Raw genomic sequence first — 17,959 nt, 5'->3', positions numbered from 1 at the left:
CAGGATCACTCCGATGTTCCGCCGTTTCCGTGCCGCCGCCATCGTTTCTGCCCTGCTGCTCGTAGCGCCTGCCCTTGCTCATAACGGGGTGGTGCATCACGGCCCTCTCAACATTTCGGTGCCCTTTACCCGCGCGACCCTGCCCAATGCTCCCGTCGCGGGCGGGTATCTGACCATCGAGAACACGGGCGATGCGGCCGACCGGCTGGTTTCCGCCACTTCCCCCGCTGCCGGCACGGTGCAACTGCACCAGATGAAAATGGACGGGGACGTCATGAAGATGAGCCCCCTGGCTGACGGCATCACCATCGAAGCGGGCCAAACCGTCGCGCTCGAGCCCGGCGGGCTGCACATCATGTTCCTCGGCCTGACCCAGCCTTTCGTTGAAGGCGAGAGCGTGCCGGTGACCCTGGTGTTCGAGCATGCCGGCCAGGTCGAAATCGAGCTCCCCGTGCAGGCCGCCGATGCGACCGCAGCCCATGGCGCGGGTGAGCACGCTCATGACGCCCCCGAAGGCGAGCACAGCCACTAGGGACTAAAACCCCGGCGCCACTCGCCCGGTATAGGTGAGTGGTTGTCTCAACTATCTTTTGACTCGGCGCTTCCGCCCGGATAGGTAACCCGACAAGCAACGTCAGCTTAAACTGGCAGTGCTGAGCTGTTTGCCCAAACCCTGGATTGGAAGTCTCGTGAACACCATCACCCGCACCCCCTCCTTGCTCGCCGCGCTCGTCGCTGGCGCGCTGGCCTTTACCAGCCTGGGCACCCAGGCTCAGGAAGTCACCGTCACCCATCCCCAGGGTGAAACCACCATCACCGGCGTACCCGAAAAAGTGCTGGTGTCCGATTGGGCAGCCTTTGACAACCTGACCGCGCTCGGCGTTCCGGTCGCTGGCATTCCCTCGTCCAATGTGCCCGCTTACCTCGCTGACTCCGTTCCCGCCGACGCGATCAAGATCGGCTCGCTCCAGGAGCCCGATTTCGAAGGCATCGCTGCCGCCGACGCTGATCTTTATATTGTCGCCGCCCGCTCGCGCACCGCGTACCCGACCGCCGCCGAAATCCTGCCCACCATCGACCTGACCGTCGACAATGCCGATCTGGTCGAGGGCGTGGAAGCCAACATCACCAAGCTCGGCGAGATCTTTGGGCTCGAAGAAAAGGCCGCCGAACTCAACGCCAATCTCGAAGCCAAGATCGCCGAAGTCAAAGCTGCGGCCGAAGGCAAGGGCACCGCGCTCGTGCTCGTGACCAATGCCGGCAATGTCGGCGTTTACGGACCCGGCTCGCGCGTCGCCTGGATCTACAATGAACTCGGCATGCCCTCGGCCATGGCCGATGTTGAAGACGGCGATCACGGTGGCGACAGCGTTTCCTTCGAGTTCATCCTCGAAACCAACCCCGATTGGCTGTTCGTGGTCGACCGTGATGCCGGCGTTGGCGAAAACACCGGGGCTGCTGCCGCCCTGCTCGACAACGAATTGGTGAACCAGACCACCGCCGCCAAGGAGGGTCATATTGTTTACCTCGACCCCCAAGCCGCTTATGTCACCATGCATGGCTATAACGGCCTGATGCTGATGCTCGATCAGGTGCTGGAAGGCCTCAACGGCTAACACCGGCGCAGAGCGATCAATCCATTCAGCCCGGCGGATCCTTCCGCCGGGTTCTGCCATTTGAGAACGAGGTGCCATGCGGGCCTTGCCGCTGCTGATCATCGCTGGTGTGGCTACGCTTCTGCTGGCGATTGCGAGCCTGTTTATCGGGGTCACCGATGTGACGCTGGCGGGTCTGTTTTCGGGTGGTCCCGAGGGGCGGCCGATGCAGGTGCTGCTGATCAGCCGCGTGCCGCGCACCCTGTCGCTGCTGCTCGCTGGCTCCTCCATGGCCATTGCCGGCCTCGTCATGCAGATCGTCGTGCGCAACCGCTTTGTCGAGCCGGGCACGGTGGGCACCACGGAATCGGCGCTGCTGGGCTTCTTGCTGGTGACGCTGCTGGCGCCGGGCTGGCCAATCATGGCCAAGATGATGGTGGCGGCGCTGTTCGCACTGGCCGGCACTTTCCTCTTCCTGCGCGTAATCCGCAGCGTGCCGCCCCGCGATGTGCTGCTCGTGCCCCTGATCGGCATCATGCTGTCGGGCATTATCGGGGCGGTGACGAGCTTTTTTGCTTATCGCTTTGGCCTGCTGCCGTCGCTCCTCGCCTGGGAGCTCGGCGATTTTTCCGGCGTGCTGCGCGGGCGCTATGAACTGCTGTGGATTGGGCTGGTTTGTGCCGTCGCCGCTTATTGGGCCGCCGACCGCTTCACCGTCGCGGGGATGGGCGAGGATTTCACCACCAATCTGGGGCTCAACTACAACCAGACCATGACCCTGGGGCTCATCATCGTCTCGATCTCGAGCGCGGTGGTGCTGGTCTCCGTCGGCATCATCCCGTTCCTCGGCCTCGTCGTGCCCAATGTCATCAGCCTCTTGGTCGGCGACAATATGCGGCGCACCGTGCCCTGGGTGGCCGTGTCGGGCGCGGCCTTCGTGGTGGCCTGCGATATTCTGGGGCGGGTGATCCGCTACCCCTATGAGATCCCGATCGGGGTGGTTGTCGGCGTCATCGGCAGTGTCATTTTCCTTTATCTGTTGCTCAGGACCCGTCGCAGTGCCGCCTGATCTCTCCACGGCTCATGCCCCGTTTCTGGGCATTTCGCGCCGCACCTGGACCCGGCCGGTGCTGGTGATCGTCGTCCTGTCGCTGCTGGCACTCGTCTCCATCGTCTGCTTCATGACGCTGGGCGCCAAGGGCAGCTGGAGCTTCGTGATCCCGTTCCGCGGTCGCAAGCTCCTCGGGCTGATCCTTGTTGGCTATTCGGTCGCGCTATCGACCGTGCTGTTCCAGACCGCCACCAATAACCGCATCCTCACACCCTCGATCATGGGCTTTGATAGCCTCTACGTGCTGCTGCAAACCTCGCTGGTGTTCTTTTTCGGCATTGGCAGCCTTATCAGCCTCAATCCCGACCTGCATTTCCTCCTCGAAATGGTGGTAATGATCGGCTTTGCCAGCGCGCTCTTTTCCTGGCTCTTTGTGTGGCAGGAGCGCAGCCTGCACTTGTTGGTGCTGGTGGGCATTGTCTTTGGCATCATGTTCCGCAGCGTGATTTCCTTCATGCAGCGCCTGATGGATCCCAATGCCTTCAACGTGCTGCAGGACAGCTTCTTCGCCAGCTTTTCGCGCGTCGATACCGACCATCTCCTCTTCGCCTACGCGGTCCTGGCGGTCGTGACCATTGCCGTGATCCGGATGATCCCGGTGTTTGATGTGCTGACCCTCGGGCGCGCCAATGCGATCAATCTTGGGGTCAATTACAAGCGCACCATCACCGCCATGCTGATCATGGTGTCGGTGCTGGTGGCGGTGTCGACGGCACTCGTGGGCCCGGTGACCTTTTTTGGGCTCCTGGTAGCGAGCCTCGCCCATTCGCTGGTGGGCAACAGCAAGCATAAATATGTGCTGCCGACGGCCGTCCTGCTGGCCGTGATCTGCCTTGTGGGTGGGCAAACCGTGCTCGAGCGCATATTTGAGTTCGATACGGCGCTCTCGATCATCATCGAGTTTCTCGGTGGTATCGTCTTTATTTTCCTGGTTTTGCGGAGGGCGGGGCGATGATCATCACCACCAACGTCACCAAACATTATGGTGCCAGCTGCGTGGTGGATGGCGTGACGCTGTCCATTCCGGCTGGCGGCATCACCTCCATTATCGGGCCCAATGGGGCGGGCAAGTCGACCCTGCTGTCCATGGTCAGCCGCCTCATGAGCATGGACAAGGGCACCGTCACCGTCGATGGGCTCGATGTCAGCAAGACCGGCAGCGAAGTTTTGGCACGGCGCTTGTCCATCCTGCGCCAGGACAACCACATGACCGCGCGCCTGACCGTGCGCGACCTCGTTTCCTTTGGCCGCTTCCCCTATTCGCGCGGCCGGCTGACGCGGGACGACGAAAAGCGCATCGACGATGCCATTGGCTATCTCAATCTGGGCGAGCTGTCGGACCGGTTCCTCGACGAGCTTTCGGGCGGGCAGCGCCAGCGTGCGTTTGTGGCGATGGTGCTGTGCCAGGATACCGACTATGTGCTGCTCGACGAGCCGCTCAACAATCTCGACATGAAGCATGCCATGGGCATGATGAAGCTCTTGCGCAAGGCGGCCAACGAGTTGGGCAAGACGGTCGTGCTGGTGCTGCACGACATCAATTTTGCCTCGTGGTATTCCGATTTCATCATCGCCATGAAGCATGGCAAGGTCGCAGCCCAAGGCCCGGCCGACGAAATGATCCGCCCCGAAGTGCTGTCGGGCATTTACGAGATGGACATCAAGGTCCATGAGATCGGCGGCCAGCGCATCAGCGTTTACTACGAATAACGCCTATTCAGATCGCCCGAGGAGCGCGCCGCCCATGAAGCCAACCATCAGCATCATCACCATCGGCGTCGATGATCTGCCGCGCGCCTTTGCCTTTTACCGCGCGCTGTTCGAGCTGGGCGACGACCAGATCGGGGCAGGGGACGATCATGTGGCGTTTTTCCTCGATGACCGACTGAGCTTTGTGCTGTTCCCGCGCACCCAGATCGCCGAGACCGCCGGGCTCGAAGCCCCCGTCGCCGGCTCGCCCGGCTTTGTGCTCAGCCACCGGGCCGCCGATGCGGCCGAAGTCGATGCCGTTCTCGATCAGGTGCTGGTGGCGGGCGGCTCGATCATTACCCCCGGCACCTCGTCCGAATGGGGCTACTCGGCTTACTTCGCCGACAGCGAAGGCAATATCTGGGAACTGATGGCAACCCCAACCGCCAATTAAGCCGACCCGTTGCGTTCGGCGAAGGCCTTGCGGCTGGCCTCGATAGCCGCGTGATGCTCTTCTGCCCATAGCCAGACGCCGCAAAACGCGCCCCCCAGGCTGCGGCCCATCGGGGTGAGGCTGTATTCCACATGGGGTGGGATCACCGGATGCACGGTTCGTTGCACGAGGCCATCGGCTTCCATCTGCCGCAAGGTCTTGGTCAGCATCTTCTGGCTGATCTCGCCGACCTTGCGTCCCACATCGGTGAAGCGCAGCGTGCCGTGATCATTGAGGGCCTCGAGGATCAGCATGGTCCATTTGTCGGCGACCTTGCCGATGATGTCGCGCACCAGGCGATCGAGTTCGGGGTCGAGCGGCTTGCCGCCAGCGCGCTCGCTCCACTGGTAGATCGAGGGGGCTGAAACTTCTTGCGGCATCGACACTCTCCGTTGGGTGCGTATGGATCTTTTGGGTGCCTACTTCCCGATGGAGAGTATGCGGCTTAACTCTGGGCGACACAAGCCAAGGGGAGTTTTCATGCGCATGAGCGGCAACACCATTCTCATTACCGGCGGCGGCTCCGGCATCGGCCGCGGCTTGGCCGAAGCCTTTCACCGCGCGGGCAATCAGGTGATCATCAGCGGGCGGCGCCAGGACGCGCTCGATGCGGTCACCGCCGCCAATCCCGGCATGGCGGCATTCACCGTGGACATGACCGACCCCGAAGCGATCCGCGCCTTTGCCCAGCGGGTGATCGCGGCCTTTCCCGCGCTCAACGCCGTGATCAACAATGCCGGCATCATGGTCGATGAAGATTTGGTCGCGGGCGATTACCTCGCTGTTGCCGAGGCAACGGTCGCGACCAATCTGCTGGGGCCGATCCGCCTGACCGCGGCCTTGCTGCCCCATCTGCTGGCGCAACCTCGGGCGGCGGTGCTGACTGTGTCATCGGGCCTCGCCTTTGTTCCCAAGGCCTCGACGCCGACCTACAGCGCCACCAAGGCGGCGATCCACAGCTATTCCCAGTCGCTCCGCCATCAGCTGCGCCACACGGGTGTGGAGGTGATCGAGCTGGCGCCGCCCTATGTGCAAACCACGCTGCAGGGCGAAAAGCAGGCCAATGACCCCAACGCCATGCCACTGGCCGACTATATCAGCGAAACCATGCAACTGCTGGCGGCAGGACCCGAGAATGGCGAGGTGCTGGTGCAGCGGGTGCATCGCCAGCGCTTTGCCGAGCAGAGCGGCAATGCCGCTGCGGTGTTCGGCTTCATCAACCCGGCCTGAGGCCACCGTCGGGTGGCGGTTGCTAGAACCCGCCGCCCGTCTTGAACCCGCCATGCTTGCGGGTGCCGCTCGAGCCGGTGCGCGGGCGCGAAAAGCCGCCACCGCCTGCGGGCGGGCGCCCAGCGCCGCCGCCATCGCGCCTGCTGCCGCCGCCAAAGCTGCCTTCGGGCCATTGGAAGCCGCCCCCGCCTTGCGGCCAGGGATTGGCGCTGCGCCCATTATTGGGCAGGCCTTCGCCGCCACCCCAATCACTGGTGCCGGGGTTCCAGTTCTGCGAGCGCCGCCAATGCTCCCAGTAGGAGGCGGCGGAAATGCCCCCGCGCAGGAAATCGTTGAGCATGTCGCCCACGAGCCGGTCTTCGCCAAAGCTCGAGCGGGGATCGTCGAACCGCTGCTTTTTGAACTCCCACTGGATGTCCTCGAGCTCGCGCCGGCGCGCGGCGAGGGTCTTGAGGCGCGCCTTTTGCTCGCGCACCTCGGCGTCTTCTTCCTTCATGCGCGCCCGGGCATCGTCGATCTGGGCGACGATGGTGTCGTCGCGCCCGGTGCGGGTCAGCCGCGCTTCGGCCAGCAGCGTCTGGATATCCTCGCGCCCCAGCTCGGTCGCGAGCGTATCGAGCGCTTCGGCAAAGGAGGGATCGCGCCCCTGCGCCATGGCTCCGAGCGCCTGGGCGGCGCCGTCGCGGCGATCTTCGGCGGCGACGATCTCGGCGTCGATCGCCTCGATGCGGGCCTGCATGGCCGCGAGCGCTTCGCGCAAGGGGCGACCGCCCGCTTCGTCGATGGCGACCTGTTCGAGCCGGTCGAGCTCGGCCTGCGCCGCTTCCGCATTGGCGATCTGGCGCTCGGCATGTTCGCGCAGGCGCATCGGCAATTCGTTGAGCATGGCAAAATTGGGCCGCGCCTTGTTGAAGCCGACGATCCCCGCGACCCAGCCATCAAGGAAGCGCACCAGATTGTTGGCGCGATAGCGCGAGGTGCCGTAGCCGGCTTCCCACAAATACATGAACAGCGGATCGCTGCGATAGGGGCTGCCCTTTTGCGCCTGGTCGGCTTCCGCCTGCTCGGTCTTGCGCATGGATTGGGCGGCAATCTCGGCGAGTTCCTCGGCCTCCTGCCGCTTGGCGATCCAGGCAGGGTCGGTGCTGATCTGCGCCTGGAGGCGCGCGCCCAGTGCCTTGAGCTCGCTTTGCCTTGTTTCGAGTTCCGCCAGCGCCTGGGCGCGCTGCTCGGTAAGGCCCGCCAGTTCCGCATCGGCGGCGGCGAGCCCTTCCTCGGCCTGGCTCAGATGGCGCGCATGGTCCTTGAGCATTTCGCGCGCCTTGCTTTCGGCGAGCGAAATGCGCCCGTCGAGTTCGCCCTGCACGCCCGGATCGAGGCGTAATTGCGCCAGCTGCCGGAACAGCTCGGCTTCGCTTTCGCGCATCTTGCTCAGCCGTTCGGCCGAACGGGCGAGGCGACGGGATATCTCGTCCTCTTCGCGCCGGATGTCGCGCATGGCCTCGTCGAGGCTGGCCAGGGCCTGGGGTCCGCGGATGCTCATTGCTTTACCACCGCGTCAGTGCCCCGCCGAGAACCGGCATCAGATATTCGACCTGCATGAACCCGTCCGATTTACGGCCCACTTCATTGGCTTCGATGATGCCGTTGTCGCGCTTGTCGGCGGCGACGGCGTTGTAGACCGCCTCGGGCACGCGAATGGCCCAGACCGAAACGGTCTCGGTTTCCATGGTTTCCTCGTTGAGCACCGGCAGCGACAACACGTCCCCATCGGGCCCCACCGCTTCCACCACGATGTAGTAATTGGTCGCGGCGGTGTTGATCTCGGGGAAGGTCCAGAAGCCCGATTGCTGATCGGGCCGGTTGATCACGCGCAGGGTATATTGCTGGCGTAGCAGGTCGCGCAGATCGGTCAGGCGCTTGACCGCGTCTTCCGCGCCCGCGCGATTGCCTTCGGCGGCAAAGGCCTTGCCGCGTGAGCGCAGCACTTCGGCCTCCACCACGGCCTGCTGCACCTTGGTTTCCTCGAAAATGGTCTGGTAGAGCATGTCCATCTGCGCGGGCAGGCCTTCGCTGAGCTCGATGCGCGCTTGCTCAGCCTGGCTCGACTGATAAGGCCGCCAGGCGCCGAAATAGCCGACGGCACACACAAGCAGCACCAGCAGCAGCGCGCCCACCGGCTTGCCCCAGCTTTTGCGCCCGACATAAAGCCGCGCCAAAGTGGTGCGCCAGCCCGGAGTGGGCGGGTCATAAACGAACCGGCTTTCAGCCAGCGCCGCCACGCCTTCCCGCAGGATATGGTCGGGCACTTCGATGCCCTGGTGGCGATACACCTCGCGCAGCTTGTCGATCAGCTGCTGCTCGCGGGTCACCCCTTCGAGTTCACGCACGGCAAGGTCCTGCCGGTGACGGAGCGTGTCGACCACGTCCATCGCCAGCATGACCTCGTCGAGCGGGGCAGGGGCAGGGGCCTTCGCCTGAACATCGCTCATGGTCGGGCCTGCATCCGCGCTCGTCCTACTCAGCGGCCAGATTCAAGCAGCAAGGCATTGCCTTCGGTCGCGAGGGTCGCGAGGCGCCGCTTGCCGTCTTCAACTGCATCGCGGATCTCGGCCGAATTCTTGGTCGAGGCCACGCGCATCTCGTTGATGATGGTGCGCGACTTTTCCTGAAAGTTGATGACGCTGTCGACGAGCTTCTTGACTGCATCGGCACGCACGGTCGGGCCATACCCGGCGCGCACCGCTTCCTCGCCCACCCGGTCGCCGATTTCCGAGAGGGTCTCGAGGCTCTTGCTCATCCCTTCCTTCATCGCGTTGAGCGTGGCGGTGGATTCGTTGAGCCCGAACATGCCGGTGAACGAGGCCGACAGGGCCGTCAAAACGGTTTCATTGGTGGAAAAGAACGAGATCGACTGCTGATACACCCGCTCCTTGGCATTGGTGGTCTGCATCAGTCGCGCCATCACCACTTCGGAGGTGTTGTAGGAGATGGTCAAATTGTCCGAGAGGTCCTTGGCGATCTGGTAGCGCTTTTCCTCGTTCTGCATTTCGCGCAGGCGCTCGTCGCGCGCCATTTCGAGGCGGGCGCGATCCGCGGGAACAGTGCCGGTATAGCCGGCCAGTTCCTCGGCCGCAGCCTGCAAGATATTCTTCTTTTCTTCCAGCCGCTGCTCGGCGGTGGCCAGCACTTCGAGCGCCATCACCTCGGCTTGCTTCAGCGCCCCGCGGAAATCGCGATAGGCCTCGAGAATGGTGTGCTCGCGCTCGATCTGGTCCTTGGTGTCGGCGGTGACCGCGAGATAGGTGTCGCGAATGGAATTGAAGCGCGTGGCAATGTCGCCGCGGCTGACCTTCATCCACACATTGCTGACGCGTTCCACCAGGTTGATCTTGTTGTCCGCGAGCTGATCGACCATCGCCTTGGCGTCGTCGCGGATGGAGTCAAAGCCCTTGGTGATGTCCTCGTAGCGCTCGCCGATCTTGACGGCCGCGACCTGCTCGCGCACCACCTCGTTGAAGGCGCTGGCTTGGGACAGCGTGCGCCCGATCAGGATCACCCGGGTTTCATCCAGGTCGGTGATCTGTTGCAAGAGGCCCGTGATGGGCTGTTCGCCCTGCTGTTCTGGCCAGATCCCCAGATTTCGGATCGCGTTGACGGCCTTGTCCAGATACTGCAGCGGCTGCTCGGCAACGGCGGAAGGCACCGAATTGGCGGTGGGCGTAGCAGTGGTGACTTGGCTGGCCATGTTCGCTCCTGATTCTGCGCGGCACCGGCGAGATCGCCTGGTTGCGCTATAGATTGCTGCTGGCCTAACGCGTGACAATTGCATCTGCGCCACAGGCCGACTATTTAGGCCATATTGGTGCGAAAAAGCCGCACGTAAAGGGCAGGGGCAAAAACAGTGCAAAGCATTTGCAAACCACGGTATTTTCGCCACAGCGCTGCCATTTTTTCGCCCGTCGCCCTGGGCGTGCGCTGATGCAGTTCGGTGGCCGTTATCTCATCGCTGCGCCCCGTCCCGTGGTTTGGCTCGCCCTTAATGACGCCGCGGTGCTGCAAGCCGCCATTCCCGGCTGCCATCGCATCGAATGGTCGGGGCCGACAGCGCTCGACCTCGAGATCAAGGTCAATCTGGGCGTGGTGCATCCCGTGTTCAAAGGCGGGCTCAACCTGTCCAATATCGTTCCGGCCGAGCGCTATACGCTGACGGGCCGCGGCAAGGGCGGTCTGTTAGGGCTCGCCGAAGGGGCGGCCGATATCGTGCTGACCGACCGGGGCGAACAGACTGAACTCGTGTTCACCGCCACCGGCGGCGCCTCGGGCCAGCTCATGCGCCTGGGACAGGCGATTATTGGCAACTCCGCGCAAAAGATCATCGATGGCTTTTTCGCCCGCTTCGGTGATGCGATGGGCGCCGCGGTGACTCCGCTGCCACCGCCAGAGCAGGCGGGTTAGCCGCCGGCCGCGCCTACCGGAGCGGCGGCATGGTCAATCTTTGTTCAGATCATTGAAGGCGCTGCTTTTTTGCTTGCGGACAAGGGGATTGCACGATTGTATCCCCCCAGAGCGCAGGGAGAATTCACCGTTGGGCGTGGCGCCAACGCTCCATTGCGAGACAGGGAGACGACCTCATGAAGTTTGCAAGCTCCATCAAGGCACTGGCCGGCGGCATCGCGCTGAGCGCACTGCTTTCGGGTGCCGCCTTTGCTGATCCCGCACTGATCTATGATCTGGGCGGCAAGTTCGACAAGTCCTTCAACGAGGCCGCCTATAACGGCGCCGAGAAGTGGAAGGCAGACACCGGCGGCAACTATCTCGAACTGGAACTGCAAAACGACGCCCAGCGCGAACAGGCCCTGCGCCGCTTCGCCAGCCAAGGCGCCAACCCAATCGTCGTGATGAGCTTCATGTGGGAATCGGTGCTGGCCCCGCTCGCCGCCGAATTTCCCGACACCAATTTCGTCGTGATCGACGCCGTGGTGGATGCTCCCAATGTCCAGTCGATCCTGTTTGACGAGCATACCGGCTCGTTCCTTGTCGGTGCGCTCGCGGCGATGAAGTCCGAAACCGGCACGATCGGCTTTGTGGGTGGTATGGATGTGCCCCTGATCCACAAATTCTATTGCGGCTATGCCCAGGGCGCCAAGGCGGTGAACCCCGACATCAAGCTGATCGAAAACTATACCGGCACCACCCCGGCTGCCTGGAACGATCCGGTGACCGCCGGTGAACTGGCGACCGCCGCTTCCGACGCCGGCGCCGACGTGATCTTTGCCGCTGCCGGTGGCTCGGGTCTCGGCGTGCTGCAGACCATGGCCGACCAGGGCAAGTATTCGATCGGCGTCGACAGCAACCAGAACTATCTGCACCCCGGCTCGGTGCTGACCTCGATGCTCAAGCGCGTCGACAATGCCGTGGTGGAAGCCTTCACCAATGGCGCCGATGACGCCACCTTCAAGCCGGGCCTCACCATTCTGGGTCTGGAGGGCGATTTCGTCGATTACGCCGTGGACGAGAACAACCAGAGCCTCATCACCCCCGAAGACCAGGCCAAGCTCGATGAGCTCAAGGGCAAGATCGCTTCAGGCGAGATCGAGGTGCATGACTACACCACCGACAACAACTGCCCGCTGTAAAGCCCTGCGCTAATGAGCGGTATTGATCCCACCAATCCACAGCGGCCGGACCCGGCCGCTGTTCCTGTCCCGGCAGCGGGCTGGGCCATCGAGCTTGAGGGGATCAACAAGCGCTTCGGCCCGGTCCATGCCAACAAGGACATTGACCTCAAGGTCGCCCGCGGCACCATCCACGGCATTGTGGGGGAAAACGGCGCTGGCAAATCGACCCTGATGTCCATCCTCTATGGCTTTTACACCGCCGACAGCGGCACGATCCGCGTCAACGGGCAGGTGCAGGCCATCACCGATAGCCGCCATGCCCTCCAGCTCGGCATCGGCATGGTGCACCAGCACTTCATGCTGGTGGAAAACTTCACCGTGCTCGAAAATGTGGTGCTGGGCGCCGAGGATTCCGGGTTTTTGCGCCCAAGCCTGGCGCGGGCGCGCAAGGAACTGGCGCGGCTCGAAGCCGAATATGACCTTGAGGTCGACCCCGACGCGGTGATCGAGGATATCTCGGTTGGCCAGCAGCAGCGGGTGGAAATCCTCAAGGCGCTGTATCGCGGCGCCGAAACGCTCATTCTCGATGAACCCACCGGCGTTTTGACGCCCAAGGAAGCCGACGACCTGTTCCGGGTGCTGCAAACCCTGCGCGACCAGGGCAAGACGGTAATCATCATCACCCACAAGCTGCGCGAGATCATGGCCATCACCGACAATGTTTCGGTGATGCGCGGCGGCGAAATGGTGGCGACGCTCCCCACCAAGAACACCAATCCCGAACAGCTCGCCGAACTGATGGTTGGCCGCCGCGTCTTGCTGCGCATCGAAAAAGGCCCCGCCCATCCCGGCAAGACCCTGCTTGAGGTACGCAACCTCGTGGTTGCCGACGATCTGGGAATTGTGCGGGTCAAGGATGTCAGCTTTTCCGTTCGCGCCGGCGAGATCGTCGGCATTGCCGGCGTGTCGGGCAATGGGCAGACCGAACTGCTCGAAGCCGTCACCGGCATGCGCGACCAGCGGGCAGGCGAGGTGATCCTCAATGGCAAGCCGCTGTCGCTGCGCGGCGATGATGGCGCGGCGCGCGCCCGGGCCGCGGGCCTCGCCCATGTGCCCGAGGACCGGCAGCGCATGGGTCTCGTCACCAGCTTTGCCGAATGGGAAAACGCCATTCTCGGCTACCAGGACGATCCCGCCTATGGGCGCGGACCCTTGCTCGATATTGCCGCCGCCAAGCGCGACGCGGCCGAGCGCATCGCCACTTTCGACGTGCGCCCCCCCGACATCAACCTCAAGACAGCGCTGTTTTCGGGCGGCAACCAGCAAAAGATCGTGCTGGCGCGCGAAATGGAGCGCAATCCCGATGTGCTGGTGGTGGGCCAGCCCACGCGCGGCGTCGATATCGGCGCCATTGAATTCATCCACAACCAGATCATCAGGATGCGCGATGCCGGCAAGGCGATCCTCGTCGTTTCCGTCGAGCTCGACGAAATCCGCTCGCTGTCGGACCGCATCCTCGTGATGTTTGACGGCCAGATCGTGGGCGAAGCCGATCCCGCCACCGCGACCGAGGGCGAACTTGGGCTGATGATGGCCGGCGTCACCGACAGAAAGGCCGCCCAATGAGTGCGCTTCGGCCATTGCCGCGCTGGGCCGATATTGCCCTGCTGCCGGTGCTCAATCTCGTGCTGGCTTTCATCGTGTCGGGCATCGTGCTGCTGCTGATCGGGCAGAACCCGTTCGTGGCGCTCTGGGCCATTGTGACCGGCGCCTTCGGCAATGGCTACAATATCGGCTATACGCTTTATTACACCACCAACTTCATCTTCACGGGGCTGGCCGTGGCGCTCGCCGCGCATGGCGGGCTCTTTAATATCGGCGCCAATGGGCAGGCCTATGTCGCCGGGCTCGGCGTGATCCTGGCCGCGACCGCGCTCGATACCACCCATTGGCTCATCGTGGCGCCCGTGGCGCTCTTGGCAGCGGCGCTGTTTGGCGGGGCCTGGGCGTTTATTCCGGGCTATCTGCAGGCCAAGCGCGGCAGCCATGTGGTGATCACCACCATCATGTTCAATTTCATCGCCTCGGCGCTGATGATCTACATGCTCAACCGCGTCCTCAAGCCCGCCAATGTCTCGGGCCCGGAATCGCGCATGATCGCCGAAGCCGGGCGCATGCCCAAGCTGGGGCAGTTCTTCGAGCCCTTCAACTATACGCCCGTCAATCTCTCCATTGTCATCGCGCTGCTGGCGCTCGTCGCCGTTTACGTGCTGATCTGGCATACCCGTTTTGGCTATGCCCTGCGCACCATGGGGCAGAACCCCACCGCCGCGCGCTATGCCGGCATTTCCAACAGCAAGATGATCATCATCACCATGACCCTGTCGGGCGCGCTGGCGGGCATGGTGGCGTTCAACGAAGTGCTGGGCGTGCAGAACCGGCTGGTGCTCGATTTCGTCGCCGATGCCGGCTTTGTTGGCATTGCCGTGGCGCTGATGGGACGCAACCATCCGCTGGGCATTGCGCTGGCCGCGCTCCTGTTCGGGGCGCTCTACCAGGGCGGCAACGAGCTGCAATACGTGATTTCGGGGCTCGATCGCACCGTGGTGGTGATCATCCAGGCCCTCGTGATCCTCTTTACCGGTGCCATGGAAGGCCTCTTCCGGCCCGCCCTGCAGCGCAGCTTTCTCCTCATCAGCCCGGAATCGCGCGCCGAAGCGGCCGCGCGCTCCACCGTTTCGAGCGAGAGCTGAGCCATGGATATCTCGGCCGTTCTGTCCATTCTCGATGCGACGCTGCGCCTCTCGACCCCGCTGCTGCTGGCCTGCCTTGCCGGTCTCTATTCCGAGCGGGCCGGCATTTTCGATATCGGGCTGGAAGGCAAGATGCTGGCTGCGGCCTTTGCCGCCGCCGCCGTCGCGGCCGTCAGCGGCTCGGTCTGGCTGGGCTTGCTCGCCGGCACGTTGGTTTCGGTATCGACCGCTCTGTTGCAGGGCGTGGCCGCCATCACCCTCAAGGGCAACCAGTTGATCGCGGGCGTCGCCATCAACATGCTGGCGGCGGGGCTGACGACCTTTCTCGGGCAGCAATGGTTCCGCCAGGGCGGGCGCACCCCGGCCTTGCCGCCGAGCGGGCGCTTCGGCACGATCGAGCTGCCTTTCGCGCGCGAATTGTCCGGGGTGCCGATCATCGGCCCCATCTATGCCGACCTGATCTCGGGCCACTACATCCTGGTTTATGTTGCCTTCGCCATGGTGGCCGTCACCGCCTATGTGCTGTATCGCACCCGCTTTGGCCTGCGCCTGCGGGCGGTCGGCGAAAACCCCAAGGCGGTCGATACCGCCGGCATTTCAGTCAACAAGCTGCGCTTCCAGGCCGTGCTGATCACCGGCGTGCTCTGCGGGCTGGCCGGGGCCTATTTCTCCATCGCCCAGGGCTCGGGCTTTGGCAACAACATGACCGCGGGCAAGGGCTATATCGCGCTCGCCGCGCTGATCTTTGCCAAATGGAAGCCGGTGCCGGCCATGTTCACCTGCCTCCTCTTCGGCTTCCTTGATGCGCTGCAGATCCGCCTGCAGAATTTCGAGCTGCCGATCATCGGCGTCGTGCCGGTGCAGGCCATCCAGGCGCTGCCTTATGTGCTGACCGTGGTGCTGCTGGCAGGCTTTATCGGCAAGGCCGTGGGCCCCAAGGCGGGCGGCGTGGCCTATACCAAGGAGCGCTAGCTTTCTTGCCCCCGAAAGGATCCCTGCCATGCTGAGCGATGCCACCGACGAGGCGCTGTTCCAGGCCGCCGAAGCCATCCGCGCCAAGGCCTATGCCCCTTATTCCCGCTTCACGGTGGGCGCGGCGATCCTTGCCGATGACGGGCAGATCTATAGCGGCTGCAATATCGAGAACGCAGCTTACCCCGTCGGCAATTGCGCCGAAGCCTCGGCCATCGCCGCGATGATTGCGGGGGGTGGCAAGCGCATTGCCCGCATCTATGTGACGGGCCCTGGGGCAGCGCCGGTCACCCCTTGCGGCGGCTGTCGCCAGCGCATCCGCGAATTTGCCGATCTCGATGTCACGGTGATCTCGCATGGCGTCGAGGGCGAGCCGCTGCTGACGACGCTCGAACAATTGCTGCCGCACAGTTTCGGGCCAGAATACCTGCCGAAGTGAGTTTTTCGGGAAGGCAGGGTCTGGTTGCCTGCGTCCCCTCCCCCTGGAGGGGAGGGCCAGGGAGGGGGGCCACCCGTCCGGCACAAAGGCTGCAACGACCCCCACCCCGACCGTCCCCTCAAGGGGGACGGAGGGCAAGGAGCCGCCCGCCCTTGTGTTCCGTTCCGCTTCGCTAAGCCAAGCATTGTATCCCTTCCCTTAAGTAGGGCCAGGAAGGGTCTGGGTCCCGCACCAAACCCGCCACATCTAAAAAACCAAAAACGAGACCAAACATATGACCAAAGCCGCCAAGACCATTCGCCAGATCGCGGGCAAGGAGCCCATCACTGCGGCCCTGGTGCTGGGCTCGGGCTTGTCGGCGATTGGCGAGGGGCTCGCGGATTGCATCACCATTCCTTATGCCGAGCTCAAGGGCTTTCCCGGTGGCGGGGTGTCGGGGCATGGCCGCGACCTGCTGATCGGCACGATGGGCGGCAAGCGCATCGCGGTGCTGACCGGGCGCGAGCATTATTATGAGCATGGCAATGCCGCCGCCATGCGGCCGGCGCTGGAAACAATGGCGGAGCTGGGCGCGCAAACCCTGCTGCTGACCAATTCGGCCGGCTCGGTTGATGAGCGGCTGCGCCCGGGCGATTTGATGATGATTTCCGATCACATCAACTATGCCGGGATGAACCCGCTGATCGGGGAGGCCACCGACCGGCGCTTCACCAATATGGTGGATTGCTATGCCCCCGAGCTGCGCGCCAAGGCCATGGACATTGCCGAGCGGCGGGGGCTGCATTTGGGCGAGGGCATTTATCTCTGGTATTCCGGCCCGAGCTTTGAAACTGTAGCCGAAATCCAGATGGCAATCCGCCTGGGCGCCCAGGCCGTCGGCATGTCCACGGCACCAGAAGTGATCCTCGCGCGTTTCCTTGGGATGAAGGTGTGGGCCTGCTCCTCGATCACCAATATGGGCGCGGGCCTGTCGAGCGAGAACATCAGCCATGAGCACACCAAGACCATGGCCGTTGCGGGCGCGGACAAGCTCAAGCAGCTGATCCCGGCGCTGGTGGAGGAATTATGAGCCTGAGGGTCGTCAACCAGCAACCAACCGCCCCGGTGCATCGCCGCAATCCCGGCTTCACCCTTGATCTCGATTGGGTCGAGCGCACCGTGATGAACCGTTCGGCGCTGGAGCGCCGGGCCGGCACGATCGGCGCCCGCCGGACGGTGAAAAAGGATTATCAGCTCGCCTGGTTGCTCAAGGCCATCACCCTGCTCGATCTGACGACGCTCAATGCCGATGACACGCCAGCGCGGGTCGAGCGGCTTTGCGCCAAGGCGCGCCAGCCGGTTCGCCCCGAAATTCTCAAGCGCCTGGGCGCGGAAAAGCTGCGCATCGTGCCCGGCGCGGTCTGCGTTTATCATAGCTTTGTTGCTACGGCCGTGCATGCGCTCGAAGGCAGCGGCATTCCCGTGGCGGCAGTATCGACCGCCTTTCCCCATGGCCTCGCGCCCCTTGAAACCAAGCTGCGCGAAATCGAGCTTTCAGTGGCCGATGGCGCACGGGAAATCGACATCGTCATCGAGCGTGGCACCGTGCTCAGGGGCGACTGGCAGGGGCTGTACGACCAGATCCGCGCCTACCGCGAGGCTTGCGGCGACGCCCACATCAAGACCATTCTGGGCACCGGGGAATTGGCAACCCTCACCAATATTGCCAAGGCGTCGCTGGTCTGCATGCTGGCCGGCGCCGATTTCATCAAGACCTCGACCGGCAAGGAAAAAACCAACGCCAATCTCGTGACCTCGCTGGCCATGATCCGCATGATCCGCTGGTTTGCCGAGGAAACCGGCATCGAGATCGGCTACAAGCCGGCCGGCGGCATTTCCCAAGCCAAGGACGCGCTCTCCTATATGGCGTTGATGAAAGAAGAGTTGGGAGCCCACTGGTTGCAGCCGCACCTGTTCCGCTTCGGCGCTTCCAGCTTGCTCACCGATATCGAACGCCAGCTCGAGCATGGGGTAACCGGGCACTACGCCGCCGATTATCGCCAGCCGATGGTGTGAG

General features: G+C 63.5%; 19 protein-coding genes. 15 read left to right on the top strand and 4 right to left on the bottom strand.

The features are described 5' to 3' along the window. Positions 1-13: 13 nt before the first annotated feature. The 6 genes from AC3YOG_RS01580 (at position 14) to AC3YOG_RS01555 (ending at position 4,849) form a co-directional block, all read left to right on the top strand. Positions 14-532 (top strand): copper chaperone PCu(A)C, encoded by a 519-nt coding sequence (locus AC3YOG_RS01580; RefSeq protein ID WP_489933813.1) that lies wholly within the window; start codon positions 14-16, stop codon positions 530-532. A gap of 157 nt (positions 533-689) precedes the next feature. Continuing rightward, the gene (locus AC3YOG_RS01575; RefSeq protein WP_489933812.1) at positions 690-1,616 is read left to right on the top strand and encodes a siderophore ABC transporter substrate-binding protein; all 927 of its coding nucleotides are present in this window, start codon (positions 690-692) and stop codon (positions 1,614-1,616) included. 76 nt (positions 1,617-1,692) lie between these two features. Further along, positions 1,693-2,664 carry an ABC transporter permease gene (locus AC3YOG_RS01570; RefSeq protein WP_489891029.1) on the top strand — a complete coding sequence of 324 codons (972 nt, stop codon included), beginning with the start codon at positions 1,693-1,695 and terminating at the stop codon, positions 2,662-2,664. 31 nt (positions 2,665-2,695) lie between these two features. Continuing rightward, entirely contained in the window at positions 2,696-3,661 is a 966-nt protein-coding gene (locus AC3YOG_RS01565; RefSeq protein WP_349236878.1) for an iron chelate uptake ABC transporter family permease subunit, read from the top strand. Then, a complete protein-coding gene (locus AC3YOG_RS01560) occupies positions 3,658-4,416 on the top strand; it encodes an iron ABC transporter ATP-binding protein (protein ID WP_172122386.1) in 759 nt (252 codons plus the stop codon). Before AC3YOG_RS01565 ends, AC3YOG_RS01560 begins: the two co-directional genes overlap by 4 nt. A 34-nt stretch (positions 4,417-4,450) precedes the next feature. Then, a complete protein-coding gene (locus AC3YOG_RS01555; protein WP_489933811.1) occupies positions 4,451-4,849 on the top strand; it encodes a VOC family protein in 399 nt (132 codons plus the stop codon). On the opposite strand, the gene AC3YOG_RS01550 is transcribed toward AC3YOG_RS01555, so the two are convergent. Continuing rightward, on the bottom strand, positions 4,846-5,268 hold the full coding sequence (locus AC3YOG_RS01550) for a winged helix-turn-helix transcriptional regulator (RefSeq protein WP_489933810.1): 423 nt from the start codon (positions 5,266-5,268) through the stop codon (positions 4,846-4,848). The two genes, AC3YOG_RS01555 and AC3YOG_RS01550, sit on opposite strands and share 4 nt — an antisense overlap. Before the next feature lie 100 nt (positions 5,269-5,368). Between AC3YOG_RS01550 and AC3YOG_RS01545 the strand changes: the two genes are divergently transcribed. Then, positions 5,369-6,118: an SDR family oxidoreductase gene (locus AC3YOG_RS01545; RefSeq protein ID WP_489933809.1), complete on the top strand. Its 750-nt coding sequence runs from the start codon at positions 5,369-5,371 to the stop codon at positions 6,116-6,118. Between the two features lie 22 nt (positions 6,119-6,140). On the opposite strand, the gene AC3YOG_RS01540 is transcribed toward AC3YOG_RS01545, so the two are convergent. From AC3YOG_RS01540 to AC3YOG_RS01530, 3 genes are read right to left on the bottom strand one after another with little or no spacing between them, the layout of a single operon-like run. Further along, positions 6,141-7,661, bottom strand: a complete 1,521-nt coding sequence (locus tag AC3YOG_RS01540) for a hypothetical protein (RefSeq protein WP_489933808.1) — start codon at positions 7,659-7,661, stop codon at positions 6,141-6,143. A 4-nt stretch (positions 7,662-7,665) separates the two neighbouring features. After that, complete coding sequence (locus tag AC3YOG_RS01535; protein ID WP_127751960.1) at positions 7,666-8,610, bottom strand: DUF6384 family protein; 945 nt, start codon at positions 8,608-8,610, stop codon at positions 7,666-7,668. Between the two features lie 29 nt (positions 8,611-8,639). After that, entirely contained in the window at positions 8,640-9,866 is a 1,227-nt protein-coding gene (locus AC3YOG_RS01530) for a cell surface protein (protein ID WP_489933807.1), read from the bottom strand. Between the two features lie 233 nt (positions 9,867-10,099). Between AC3YOG_RS01530 and AC3YOG_RS01525 the strand changes: the two genes are divergently transcribed. The 8 genes from AC3YOG_RS01525 (at position 10,100) to deoC (ending at position 17,958) form a co-directional block, all read left to right on the top strand. Then, on the top strand, positions 10,100-10,576 hold the full coding sequence (locus AC3YOG_RS01525; RefSeq protein ID WP_172122390.1) for an SRPBCC family protein: 477 nt from the start codon (positions 10,100-10,102) through the stop codon (positions 10,574-10,576). Between the two features lie 176 nt (positions 10,577-10,752). Next, on the top strand, positions 10,753-11,757 hold the full coding sequence (locus AC3YOG_RS01520) for a BMP family lipoprotein (RefSeq protein ID WP_489933806.1): 1,005 nt from the start codon (positions 10,753-10,755) through the stop codon (positions 11,755-11,757). Positions 11,758-11,769: 12 nt separating this feature from the next. Then, positions 11,770-13,365: an ABC transporter ATP-binding protein gene (locus AC3YOG_RS01515; protein ID WP_489933805.1), complete on the top strand. Its 1,596-nt coding sequence runs from the start codon at positions 11,770-11,772 to the stop codon at positions 13,363-13,365. Beyond that, entirely contained in the window at positions 13,362-14,492 is a 1,131-nt protein-coding gene (locus AC3YOG_RS01510) for an ABC transporter permease (protein ID WP_489891034.1), read from the top strand. Before AC3YOG_RS01515 ends, AC3YOG_RS01510 begins: the two co-directional genes overlap by 4 nt. Positions 14,493-14,495: 3 nt before the next feature. Next, the gene (locus tag AC3YOG_RS01505; RefSeq protein ID WP_172122393.1) at positions 14,496-15,464 is read left to right on the top strand and encodes an ABC transporter permease; all 969 of its coding nucleotides are present in this window, start codon (positions 14,496-14,498) and stop codon (positions 15,462-15,464) included. Positions 15,465-15,492: 28 nt separating this feature from the next. Then, the gene (locus AC3YOG_RS01500; protein ID WP_127751966.1) at positions 15,493-15,903 is read left to right on the top strand and encodes a cytidine deaminase; all 411 of its coding nucleotides are present in this window, start codon (positions 15,493-15,495) and stop codon (positions 15,901-15,903) included. Between the two features lie 274 nt (positions 15,904-16,177). Next, the gene (locus AC3YOG_RS01495; RefSeq protein WP_127751967.1) at positions 16,178-16,972 is read left to right on the top strand and encodes a purine-nucleoside phosphorylase; all 795 of its coding nucleotides are present in this window, start codon (positions 16,178-16,180) and stop codon (positions 16,970-16,972) included. Next, positions 16,969-17,958 (top strand): deoxyribose-phosphate aldolase, encoded by a 990-nt coding sequence (deoC, locus tag AC3YOG_RS01490; RefSeq protein WP_489933804.1) that lies wholly within the window; start codon positions 16,969-16,971, stop codon positions 17,956-17,958. The genes AC3YOG_RS01495 and deoC overlap by 4 nt, the downstream gene beginning before the upstream one ends. The last annotated feature ends 1 nt before the right edge of the window (position 17,959 follow it).

It is taken from the genome of Devosia sp. Z6_126 (assembly GCF_058133495.1).
Note: the sequence above shows the minus strand (reverse complement) of the source record. Positions and strands in the feature narration are given on the sequence as shown.